The following is a 12,018-nucleotide window of genomic DNA, read 5'->3' as shown; positions in this document are numbered from 1 at the left end:
GTCAGGGCTTCCCGAGGACGGTGAGGGTGGCGGATTGGAGCTGCAGAGAATTCGCGCCGGCCAGCACTTCGAATTCGCCGGGCTCGACGACACGCTGCATCTGTTCGTTCCACAGCGCGAGCGAGCGCGCAGGCAGGGTGAAGCGCACGGTGCGTTGCTCGCCGGGTGCCAGCGTCACGCGCTCGAAGCCGCGCAGCATCTGCACCGGCCGCGTCACGGTACTCAACGTGTCGCGTACATAAAGTTGGACGACCTCGTCGCCGGCGCGGCGGCCGTTGTTGCGGACATCGACGGAGACTTCGACGGACCCGTCGGTGGCCATCGACTTCGCGGACAGGCGCGGTGCGCTGACTTCGAACGTGGAATAGCTGAAGCCCCATCCGAATGCGAAGAGCGGTTCGGTGCTGTCGAACAGATAGCCGCGTCTCGCGGAGGGCTTCCAGTCGTGATACGTCGGCAACTGGCCATCACTGCGCGCGATCGACACCGGAAGTTTCCCGCCGGGATTGATGTCGCCGAGCAGCGCATCGGCAATGGCCTTGCCGCCTTGCGCCCCGAGGCTCCAGGCGCCGACAATCGCGCTCGCCTGCGAGGCCATCTTCACGGTGGCCATCGGCCGCGAGCCGGTCAGGACCACGACGATGGGCTTGCCGCGAGCCGCCGCGGCATCCATCGCGGCGTCAAGATCCTTTGCCGTTGCGTCGCCAAGAACCAGAACAATGTGGGTTGCCTGCGCCGCCGCATCGGCGAGTTTCGTGGCCGCCGTGACTTCAACGCGCCCACGCGCCCCGGTGCGCAACGCGGCCGCAAGGCCACGATCCGCAGTGACGATCGCCACACGACCCTGCGCGAGCGGCAGCACGCCATCGTTCTTGAGAAGCACGATCGCGCGTTGCGCGGCCTTCAGCGCGACCGTGTCGTCGAGTGCCACGGCCTTGCTGCGCAGCGCTGGCTTGTCGAAGAGTCCGGCCTTGAACTTGAGCGTGAGCACGCGGGCGACGGCGGCATCGAGCCGCGCGGCATCCACGTCGCCGGCCTTCAGCGCGGAAAAACCTTCGGAGGCGTCGACGCCGGCATTGAATGCGAGGCGGGCCGCGGAGGTGGGATCAGCGGCGACACCATAAGGAGCCTGGAGATCAGCAACGCCACCGGGCGCCGCCATCACGAGCCCGTTGTACTTCCATTCGTCGCGCAGGATGCCGCGCAGGAGCCAGGCATCCGCGTGCGAAGGAACGGCATCGATTTCACTGCGCGACGCCGTGATGATTGAAAGCCCGCCACGCTGCACGGCCTGCTCGAACGGCGGGAAGAAGAAGTCACGGAGCTCGCGCCGCGAAAGCGGGGCGGGGCTGATCGCTTCGCCCTGCATGGGAACGCCATGTCCCGCGAAGTGGCCCGCGGCCGCAATCACCTTGTCCGCATTCAGAACCGAGCCCATGCCCTGCAGTCCTTCGAGCGCGGCGATGCCCATTTCAGTGACGAGGAACGCGTCTTCTCCAAATGTCTGTTCGATGCGCCCGCGGCGTGGATCGCGCACGACATCGAGGGAAGGCGCCGATACGACGGTGGCTCCGCGCGTGCGTGCCTGGCGCGCGATCGCCGCGTGCACGTCGCGAACCCCTGCGGGGTCCCACGAGGCGGCGAGTGCGATGCCCTGGGGAAAAGGCGTCGCACCTCCCTTCGGAGTGCCGCTCTCGTGGAACAGTGTCGGGATGCCCAGCCGCGAATCGGACTTGCGGGATCCCGATGCAAGGGGGCGGATGCCGCGATGCAGCTCCGCGATCTTTTCCTCGGTGGTCATGCGCGCGAGCAGGTCGGCCACGCGACGCTCGACGCTCACCGAGGACTGCTTGTAGAGCGGACTGGCCGTGACGCTGGCCGGTTGCGATACCGCGCTCGATGAGACTGCGATCAATGCGGCAAATACCGCGGCGCACAGGCGTCGTGCACCGCGAGTAGCCGCGGCGGGGGTCTCAAAGAGGGTTTGTTGTGGCATTCTTGAAAAGAGGTAGCGTTACCACCATTCTGGCACCTTGCCCAATGCTGGGGCAAGATGCACCACATATGAGCCGACAAAAAACCATTCTCCAAACACTCGCTCCGCTGATGCTGGCCCTTCCGCTGAACCCCGCCTGGGGCTTCGAAGAGGAGGGCTACGATCTCTGGCTTCGCTACCGTCCTCTCGAAGGTCCGCCACGCGAGAAGGTCGAGGCCCGTGCCAAGGCCATCGTCGTGCCGAAGAATCCTTCGCTGACGATCCTCGCGGCCGTTGCGGAACTGCATCGCGGTCTTTCGGGGCTCGTGGGACGCGCGCCGGTCCTGGCCGGCGAGGTCGAGGAGGGCGCGGTCGTTCTCGCTACACCCGCTTCGATGCCCGCGATCAAATCGCTCAAGCTCCCGCTCGCGGGACTCGGTGCCGAAGGCTATTTGGTACGAGCTACCAAACTCGATGGCCACAAGGTCACGCTGATCGCCGCGAACTCCGACGTGGGCCTTCTCTACGGCACGTTCGCCTGGCTGCGCGCGGTCCGGACGGGTGCCAATCTCGAGAAGCTCGACGAGCAATCGGCACCGAAGGTTCACCTGCGCATGCTCAACCATTGGGACAACCTCGATCGCACGGTCGAGCGCGGCTACGCGGGCGAGTCCATCTGGGACTGGTGGACGCTTCCCGAGGTGAAGGACCAGCGGTACGTCGACTACGCGCGCGCTACCGCTTCACTCGGCATCAACGGGACGGTGCTCAACAACGTCAACGCGCGGATCGAGATCGTCACCGCGCCGTGGATCGCGAAGGTGAAGGCCGTCGCGGAAGTGCTTCGCCCGTATGGCATCAAGGTCTACCTCGCGGTGCGCTGGTCCACGCCCGTGGAGCTCGGTGACCTCAAGACTGCCGACCCGCTCGATCCCAAGGTCCTTGCGTGGTGGAAGGAACGGGCCGAGGCGATCTACGCGGCGATTCCCGATTTCGGCGGCTTCCTGGTGAAGGCCAATTCCGAGGGCCAGCCCGGGCCGCAGGACTACGAGCGCAGCCATGCCGACGGCGCCAACATGCTGGCCAAAGCTCTTGCACCGCACGGCGGGCTGGTGCTGTGGCGCGCGTTCGTCTACTCGGCGCACGACACCGAGGACCGCCACAAGCAGGCGTACACGGAGTTCAAGGCGCTCGACGGGAAGTTCGCGAAGAACGTGATCGTGCAGGTGAAGAACGGCGCGATCGACTTCCAGCCGCGCGAGCCCTTCCATCCGCTGTTCGGCGCGGTCCCGAAGACCCCGCTCTTCATGGAGTTCCAGATCACGAAGGAGTACCTGGGATTCGCCACGCATCTCGCCTACCTCGGCCCGATGTACGAGGAGGTCCTGCAGGACGACACCCACCAGGGCGGGAAGGGTACGACGGTCGCGAAAGTGATCGACGGGCGCGCGCATGGCTACAAGATCACTGGCGTCGCCGCCGTCGCAAATACCGGCAGCCACCGCACGTGGTGCGGCTCGCATTTCGACCAGGCCAATTGGTATGCCTTCGGTCGCATGGCGTGGGATCCCGAGGCGTCGTCCGAGGCGATCGCGCGCGAGTGGATCGAGCAGACGTTCTCGACCGATCCGCGCGTGGTGAAGGCAATCCTCGCGATCATGATGGAGTCGCGCGAAGCGGTGGTCGACTACATGACGCCGCTCGGGCTGCATCACGTGATGGCGACGGGTCACCACTACGGTCCGGGCCCCTGGGTATCGAACCTGAAGCGCCCCGAGTGGAACCCGGTCTACTACCACCAGGCCGACAAGAACGGCATCGGCTTCGACCGCACAGCCTCGGGCAGCAACGCGGCGTCGCAGTACGCACCTGCGCTGGCGAAACGCTTCTCCGACCCGAAGACCACGCCCGAGAAGTACCTCCTGTGGTTCCACCACCTTCCGTGGGATTACAAGATGCCCTCGGGCCGCACGCTCTGGGAGGAGCTCATCAAGCGCTACGACCGGGGTGTGGATGCGGTGACCGGGTTCCGCGCGCGATGGGACAAGCTCAAGGACGACATCGACGTGCGGCGCCATCGCGAAGTCGCCACCTTCCTCGCGATCCAGGAACGCGAAGCACAGTGGTGGCGCGACGCGTCCATCGCCTATTTCGCTTCCGTCTCGAAGCGGCCGCTGCCGAAGGGAACGATACCGCCGCCGCTGTCCCTCGACGAGTACAAGTCGCTCAGCTTCCCCTACGCGCCGGGCCGCGGGCTGCCTCCCAGGCCGTATTACTGATAGCGCTGCTCGTCCGGACGCACCGAATTGCTGCGGTGCGGCGTGACAACGCCATTTTGTGGGGCCCATACTCGGATGGTCACGCTACCATTGCGCGACATGCGCAGTGAAATGCCACCAGAGAGTGGTTGCTCAAGGCTCGCCCTACAGGAGGAATACATGCAGAAGAATCGCAAGACGTCATCCCGTCGCGCTCTTGCTGGCGGTCGGGTGTTGTTCGCAACCACGGCGCTGGCTGGAATGATTGCGCAGGTCTACGCGCAGACCCCGCCGGCCCAGCCCACGGTGGTCGAATCCGTCGTCGTGACGGGTTACCGCGCCTCCATCGAGTCCGCGACCAAGGACAAGCGCGAAGCCACCGGATTCCGCGATTCGATCTACGCCGAGGACATCGGCAAGTTCCCCGACAGCAACATCGCCGAATCGCTCAACCGCATTCCGGGCGTGCTGGTCTCGCGTGAAATCACGGGCGAGGGCCTCTCCATCTCGGTGCGCGGCCTGGGCACGAGCTTCACCAAGATCCTGCTGAACGGCGCGCCGGTCGCCGTGGCCTCCACGGGCCGCACCGACAACCAGAACACCAACCGCGAAGTCGACCTCGACCTGCTGCCCGCGGACCTCTTCCGCCGGCTCACGGTGTACAAGAGCCCGACCGCGGCGATGATCGAAGGCGGCGCTGCCGGCGTCGTCGACATGCGCACTGCGCGCGCGTTCGACAACCCGGGCCGCTACGCAGCCGTCTCGGTGCAAGGGGTCGAGAGCCAGGTGGCCGACAAGTGGGGCAACCGCGGTTCGGTCGTCCTCAGCAACACGTGGGGCAACGAGTTCGGCATCCTCGGGGGCTTCGCCTGGTCGCAGATGAAGGTGCGCACCACGGGCTTCGAGACGATCGGCTGGACCAACCCGAACCTCTCGGCAACCCAGAGCCTCAGCGCCACGCGCAACAACACGGGCGGCGGCAACTGGACGATTCCGGGCACGGTACCCGCCAACGCGGGCAACGGCCTCACGACCGGCGCCACCGTCGACCAGGCCTTCCTGCTCGCGCGCAACCCCGGCATGAGCATCACGCAGATCGACAACGCGATCATTCCGCGCCTTGGCCGCGAGATGTTCGAGGAGGGCACGAAGGACAAGAACACCGCGGTGCTGAGCGCCGAGTGGCGTCCCAATCGCGACATGTACTTCTACGTCGACGCCACCCAGTCGCGCAAGAAGAACGAGATGGACCGCGTGGACATGAACTGGGTCGGCCGCAACGGCGCGATGATCCCGCTAAACATGCAAGTCGATCGCGAGGATTGCAGCCAGGGTTGCGTCGTGACCCAGGCTACCTACGCCAATGCCCAGTGGTTCCTCGAATTCCGTCCCTATGACGAGGAAGTGACGCTGAAAGGCATCAACCCCGGCATGGAATGGCAGATCGCCAAGAACCTCAAGCTCGATGCGCAGTTGAACTACACCGAGAGCGAGTTCCGCCGCGAGTCGCCGACCGTGCTCCCGATCACCGCCGGCAGCTCCGGCGTGACGGTCAACTACACCAACGGTTCCAGGCCGACGATCGCGACCAACATCGATCTCAACAATCCCGCGAACTTCGTCTGGGATGGCGGCCGGGTGAACCAGCAGATGGAGATCCGCAACACCGAGACCAAGGGTGGCCGGTTCAACCTCACGTGGGGCGATGCGAAGTTCAACGTGAAGGGCGGCATGGCGTACGACGACATCTCCCGCCGCATCGAAGCGTTCGACAACTCGGGTGCATGGCAGGCAGCGACCTGCGGCAACAACCCGAGCGTTTTCCTGCTGGGCCCGAACGGAGCGCCGCCCTGCAATGGCGCGTCTACCCCAGGCGCCAGTGCGGCGGCGCTCTATCCGGGTTATGGCACGGGATACACGGCGGGCGCGGGTTCGCCGGCCTCGATCACGTATCGCGGCTCGCTGATTCCGCTCTCCAACCTGCGTAACTACCTCACGGCCGGCCCCGGCGGCTTCATCACGGTGGATTGGGAGCGCTTCGCGACCGATTCGAACTACGGCACGTTCGTGAACACCGCCCCCAGCGTCGGTTCCTCGAACACGGGTGCCAGCGCCGGTTACATCGCGGAGAAGATCACCGGGGCGTACGTGGAGGTCAACGGCGACTTCAACTTCTTCTCGCTGCCCACGAAGTACAACGCGGGCGTGCGCTACGTGAAGACCGAGCAGACGGTGGGCGGATTCATCTCGATCACCGACCCGCGCAACGTGACGTTCACGCAGAACGGCAGCCGTTATCCGAACATCGATAACGTGGTGAACCTCGAGTCCGACTACAACAACACGCTGCCCTCGGCGTCGATCTCGATGAACCTCGCCAAGGACGTCGTGTTCAAGGCCTCGGCCTCGCGCACGATGACCCGCGCCGACCCCAACGGAATGCGCCCGGGCATCAACTTCAGCTCGCCCTCGGCGGACACCGGCAGCGTCGGCAACCCCGAGCTCGATCCGTACCTGTCCAATAATCTTGATTTGGGCCTCGAGTGGTACACGGGCGCGTCGGGCTATGTGTCGGTGGTGCCGTTCGGCAAGAAGATCAAGGGCTTCACGACCAACGAAAACGTGACCATGCCGTTCAGCGCGCTCGCCCCCCTGGGCGTGACGTACGACACGCTTTCGCCCACGCAGCAGGCGGCGATCAACGCTCGCGGCGGCCCGGGTGCGGCCACGGTCGTGATCACGCGTCCGACGAACGCCGAGGGGTACCTGAAGATCAAGGGCCTGGAGCTTTCGTGGGTGCAGCCGCTCGACCAGTTCCTGCCGGTCAAGGGCCTGGGCTTCAGCGCCAACTACACGCGTATCAAGCAGTCGACCAGCGGTGGCGTGTCGGGCGCTGTGGCCCTGGGTGTCCCGGAGAAGACCTACAACATCACCGGGTACTACGAGAACGACGGCATCATGGTCCGCCTCTCGCAGACGTACCAGGAAGGCAGCCAGGTCGCCACGGCCAACCAGAACGGCATCACGGCCGCGGCGCTGTATTCGGATGACTACAAGCAGCTCGACTTCTCGTCGGCGTTCGACATTCGCGATATCTTCAACCTCGCGAGCCCGTACTGGCCCACGATCACGTTCGATGTCACGAACCTGACCCGTGAGAAGCAGCGCGCGTACTTCCAGTTCGAGAACGCGACCTTCACGGAGTACACGCCGGGCCGCACCTACGTCGTCGGACTGCGCCTGAAGTTCTGACGAGCCTGGCCTGGCAATTGCTAGACGAGGGCGACCGAAGGCGCAATCGGTTGCCCTTGTCGCTTGTGGCGGTTGAAACTAGGGGCTGGACCATCCCGAAAGGAGCAGGGTGAACGCAAGGACTCGACCCGGTCGGCGGCGTAACGTCGCCACCATCGCCGACGTGGCCCAACACGCCGGCGTGTCGCCCATGACCGTCTCTCGCGTCGTCAACGGCGAGAGCAACGTTCGCGCGAGCACGCGCGACCGGGTCAACGCGTCGGTCGCGGCCCTGAACTACATGCCCAACCAGGCGGCCCGCCGCCTCGCGGGCTCGCACATCCTGAGGATCGGGGTCCTTTACAGCAACCCGTCCGCGGGCTACCTGAGCGAGTTCCTCGTGGGCCTGCTCAACAAGGCGAGCCTCATGCACATCCAGCTCGTCGTGGAAAAGTGCGAGGCGGGCGAGCACGAGGAAACCGAGGCGCGCAACCTCATCACCAACGGCATCGACGGGCTGATCCTGCCGCCGCCGCTGTGCGACTCCCAGCCGCTGCTCGATCTCGTTTCCGTGTCCGGGACCCCGGCAGTCGCCGTTTCCAGCGGCCAGCCCGATGCGCGCGTGTGCGCGGTCAGCATCGACGATTTCCGCGCGGCCTATGAAATGACGCGGCACCTCATCGCGCTGGGGCACCAGCGCATCGGATTCATCTCGGGGCATCCGAACCAGACGGCCACGTCGCGCCGCCTCGCGGGCTTCCGCTCGGCGATGCAGCACGCGGGCCTGGATCTGTCCGACGAGCTGCAGGCGCAGGGCATGTTCAACTATCGATCGGGCCTGGATGCGGCCGAGGTGCTGCTGACCCTCGAACCGCGCCCCTCGGCGATCTTCGCGAGCAACGACGACATGGCGGCGGCCACCGTGGCCATCGCCCACCGGCACGGCCTCGATGTCCCCGGCGACGTCACGGTCACCGGTTTCGACGATGCGCCGCTCGCGACCACCATCTGGCCCGAGCTCACGACGGTCCGCCAGCCGATCACCGACATGGCCGGCGCCGCGATGGAGCTGCTCGTGCGCCAGATCAAGGCGACGCGCGCGGGCGAAACCCGCACGTGCGAACACCTCGTGATGGAGTCGTCGCTCATTCGCCGCCAGTCCGATGCCGCGCCACGCCTGCGCCCGCCCGTGAGGATCGTGAGCCAGTCGTGACCTTTCGCTTTCGCCGGTCCGCCATCGCCCTGGCGATCGCCGTTTCGATGGTGGGCGCGACGCGGGCCCAGGAGCCGGAGGCCGAGCTCACGGTCCAGGCGATCAACACCTACGTCGGCAAATCCATCGAGAAATTCAATCTCGAGAATCCCGGCCGCAAGGTCCGCTTCCGCCTCGTTTCCTTCCAGTCGATCCTCGAGAGCCTGCCCGTGCAGCTCGCCTCCGGCCGCGGCCCGGACATCTCGATGGTGGCCGACTGGGGCGGGCTCGCGCGCTACTACCTCGACCTGCGCCCCTACGTCGACAACGCCTATTTCGAACGCGAGTTCCCGCGGATCCTCTCGATGCTGCGCGAGGACGGGAAGGGCGCGGCGATCAACGGCATGTCGGGCGCGCTGACGCTCAACGGCGCGTACGTGAACGTGACGCTCTTCCGGCAGGCGGGGGTCGAGATGCCGAAGGCCGGCGCCACGTGGGACGACTGGGCGAAGGCCACTCGCGAGGTCGCAAAGCGCACGAAGGTCCCGATCGCGATGGAGATGGATCGCTCCGCGCACCGCTTCGCGAGCATCGCGATAAGCTACGGCGCGCAGCTCATCGACGACGACGGCAACTTCGTCGCCGACGAAGGCCTCAAGGCCGCGATGCGCAAATTCGTCGAATGGCACCGCGACGGCACGATGCCCATGGACCTGTGGGGCGCGGTCGGTGGTGCGACGCACCGCGACAACTTCCAGGACTTCATGAACGCCAAGGTGGTGTTCTATTTCGGCGGCTCCTGGCAGCTCGAGCGCATGAACCAGCAGGTGGGCGATCTCTTCGACTGGGTGGTGGTCGACGCGCCGTGCGGGCCGTCGTCGTGCACGCTCATGCCCGGCGGCGGCGCCATGGTCGCGTTCAAGCACACGAAGAACCCGAAGCTTGCCGCGGAAGTGCTGAGTTTCCTCTCGCGCGACGACGTGATGCGCGAATCGCTCTCGCGCGGCGCGAACATTCCGGCGGCCACTTCGCTGGTGAAGAGCGGCGTCGAGTACAACAACGTGTCCGAGCGCGTGAAGGAGGCCCTCGCGGTCTATCGCCGCCAGGTACCCGACGTGCCCGAGCGTGCTTACCGCTTCCAGGGCTGGCGCTTCCAGCGCGCGGCGTTGAATTCGATCACCACGCGCATCAGCCAGGTGCTCAACAACGAGCTGGATGTCGAGAAGGCCGCGGCCTTCATCAAGAAGGATGTCGACCTCGCCATGCTGGCGGTGCGCCAGTGAGCCGCGCCGAGGACAAGGTCTTCGGCATCCTCGGGACCGTCGCCGCGGTTCCCGCGCGCGCGATCGAGCCGGTGATGTCGTGGCTGCAGCGCACGCTCGGCATGAAGAAGCTTCCGTGGGTGTTCCTCGCGCCCAACATCACGATCATCGCGGTGTTCTCGCTGCTGCCCGTCCTGATCAACGTCGTGTACTCGATGACGGGCGGCGAGAGCCTCTATCCCTCGCAGCGGCACTTCGTGGGCCTGTTCAACTACGAGACGCTGCTCTCCTGCGACAACTACCTCGATCCATCGACCTGCACGCGCGACCTCTTCTGGCGCGCGGTCTTCAATTCGCTGGTCTTCGTGCCCACCCAGGTGGCCGTGATGATCGGCGTGGCGCTTGTTACTGCCATCGCGCTCAACCGCCAGATCCGCGCGCGCGGCTTCTTCCGCGGCATCTTCTTCTTCCCGGTGATGCTCTCGCCCGTGGTGGTCGCGATGACCTGGGTGTGGCTGCTGCAGCGCGACGGCGCGCTGAACGGCATCCTGGGGAGCCTCGGGTTCGAGCAGGTGAGCTGGCTCACCGACTCGGCGCGCGCCTTCAAGTGGTCGGTGTTCGTGACCGTGTGGGCGCACATGGGCTTCTACATGGTGATCCTGCTTGCAGGCCTGCAGAGCATTCCCGCGGACATCTACGAAGCCGCCAAGATGGATCGCGCTTCGCCCTGGCGCGTCTTCTACCGGATCACGCTGCCGCTGCTGAAGCCCGTGCTGCTCGTGGTCTTCATCCTCGCGGTGATCCGCTCGGTGCAGACCTTCGACGAGATCTACGTCCTCACGGGCGGTGGTCCCGGGTCGGCCACCAAGCTGATGGTCCACTACATCTTCGAAACCGGATTCGCCGTGATGCCGCGCAACTACGGGCTCGCGGCCGCGGCATCGCTCCTGCTGGGCATCGTGCTGTTCGCGTTCACGGCCCTGCAGATGAAGATCTCGCGAGGAGGGCGCCATGACTGAGGCCGGAGTGACCGCCCCGGTCCCGGTCGGCGCCTTCCTCACGAGGAAGCGCGGCGGCATTCGCGCCGACTGGACCGACTGGCTCACGTACGCGTACCTGAGCCTCGGCGCGGTGGTGATGCTGGCACCCGTGCTTTGGGTCGCGATCTCGTCCTTCAAGAGCGAAGCGAACCTGCTCGAGTTTCCACCGACGCTGGTCCCGGAGTCGTTCGAGTCCGTACAAGTGGACGGCTACAAGCGCCCGCTGACCCTCTTCAAGGTGACGAAGGAAGACGGCTCGGTTGTCACACTCGCCCAGGTGAGCCGCGTCGGGATCGAGGCGACGATGATCGATCCGGCGAAGCCCGAAGCCGGCCGCATGACCGTGCCCATCGAGCGGGCCCAGCCCATTCGCAAGTACCACATCGCTGTCGAGAATTACCGCCAGCTCATCGCCTCGGCGGGCGGGAAGATCGGCTCGTCGATCTACAACACCGTCTTCATCACCGTCGTGGCCACGCTCATCACCCTGGTGATGAACTCGATGGCCGCATTCTCGCTGTCGATCTACCGGTTCCCCGGTTCCAGCGTCGCGCTGATGCTGATCCTCGCGACGCTCATGGTGCCGGCGACCGTCGTCCTCGTTCCCATCTACCTGATCGTCTCGGAGCTCGGCCTCGCGAATACACCCTGGGGGATCATCCTGCCGGTGATCTCGACGCCGACAGGCGTGTTCCTCCTGCGGCAATACATGCTGACGCTCCCCAGCGAGCTCATCGAAGCCGCGCGCATGGATCACGCGAGCGAATGGCGGATCTATTGGAAAGTCGTGCTCCCGCTGTGCACGCCGGCACTCGCGGTGGTCGCGATCTTCTCGATCATGTCGCGCTGGAACGAGTTCCTCCTGCCACTCATCATCCTCACGGAACCGGGCTCGCAGACGCTGCAGCTGGCACTTGCCGGCTACACCGACGAAAACGGCATCCACTACGGGATGCTCCTCGCGATGACCACGCTCACGGCGCTCCCGCTCGCGCTCGCGTTCATCTTCCTGCAGCGCTACATCACCACCGGCATTGCCTCGACCGGAATCAAATGAATA

7 protein-coding genes are annotated in these 12,018 nt (G+C 65.5%); 6 read left to right on the top strand and 1 reads right to left on the bottom strand.

Annotated elements, in window-relative coordinates:
• Window position 1: 1 nt before the first annotated feature.
• Complete coding sequence (locus DSM104440_RS10450; protein ID WP_212758029.1) at window positions 2-1,915, bottom strand: glycoside hydrolase family 3 N-terminal domain-containing protein; 1,914 nt, start codon at window positions 1,913-1,915, stop codon at window positions 2-4.
• Between the two features lie 191 nt (window positions 1,916-2,106).
• Between DSM104440_RS10450 and DSM104440_RS10445 the strand changes: the two genes are divergently transcribed.
• The 6 genes from DSM104440_RS10445 to DSM104440_RS10420 all read left to right on the top strand — a co-directional run bounded on the left by DSM104440_RS10445 (window position 2,107) and on the right by DSM104440_RS10420 (window position 12,015).
• Window positions 2,107-4,254 (top strand): alpha-glucuronidase family glycosyl hydrolase, encoded by a 2,148-nt coding sequence (locus DSM104440_RS10445; protein WP_171162357.1) that lies wholly within the window; start codon window positions 2,107-2,109, stop codon window positions 4,252-4,254.
• A gap of 213 nt (window positions 4,255-4,467) precedes the next feature.
• Window positions 4,468-7,485, top strand: a complete 3,018-nt coding sequence (locus DSM104440_RS10440; RefSeq protein ID WP_246211967.1) for a TonB-dependent receptor — start codon at window positions 4,468-4,470, stop codon at window positions 7,483-7,485.
• Window positions 7,486-7,675: 190 nt separating this feature from the next.
• Window positions 7,676-8,677, top strand: coding sequence for a LacI family DNA-binding transcriptional regulator (locus tag DSM104440_RS10435; protein ID WP_212758027.1), 1,002 nt, complete (start codon window positions 7,676-7,678; stop codon window positions 8,675-8,677).
• Window positions 8,674-9,939 (top strand): ABC transporter substrate-binding protein, encoded by a 1,266-nt coding sequence (locus DSM104440_RS10430; RefSeq protein ID WP_212758026.1) that lies wholly within the window; start codon window positions 8,674-8,676, stop codon window positions 9,937-9,939. Before DSM104440_RS10435 ends, DSM104440_RS10430 begins: the two co-directional genes overlap by 4 nt.
• Complete coding sequence (locus tag DSM104440_RS10425; RefSeq protein ID WP_212758025.1) at window positions 9,936-10,937, top strand: carbohydrate ABC transporter permease; 1,002 nt, start codon at window positions 9,936-9,938, stop codon at window positions 10,935-10,937. Before DSM104440_RS10430 ends, DSM104440_RS10425 begins: the two co-directional genes overlap by 4 nt.
• Window positions 10,930-12,015, top strand: coding sequence for a carbohydrate ABC transporter permease (locus tag DSM104440_RS10420; RefSeq protein ID WP_171162351.1), 1,086 nt, complete (start codon window positions 10,930-10,932; stop codon window positions 12,013-12,015). Before DSM104440_RS10425 ends, DSM104440_RS10420 begins: the two co-directional genes overlap by 8 nt.
• Window positions 12,016-12,018: the final 3 nt, after the last annotated feature.

Source organism: Usitatibacter palustris (genome assembly GCF_013003985.1).
GTDB lineage: Bacteria > Pseudomonadota > Gammaproteobacteria > Burkholderiales > Usitatibacteraceae > Usitatibacter > Usitatibacter palustris.
Note: the sequence above shows the minus strand (reverse complement) of the source record. Positions and strands in the feature narration are given on the sequence as shown.

Coding starts and splice junctions, on each gene's coding strand:
- DSM104440_RS10445 (WP_171162357.1), top strand. CDS start 2,107: ATGCTGGCCCTTCCGCTGAACCCCGCCTGGGGCTTCGAAGAGGAGGGC.
- DSM104440_RS10435 (WP_212758027.1), top strand. CDS start 7,676: ATGACCGTCTCTCGCGTCGTCAACGGCGAGAGCAACGTTCGCGCGAGC.
- DSM104440_RS10420 (WP_171162351.1), top strand. CDS start 10,930: ATGACTGAGGCCGGAGTGACCGCCCCGGTCCCGGTCGGCGCCTTCCTC.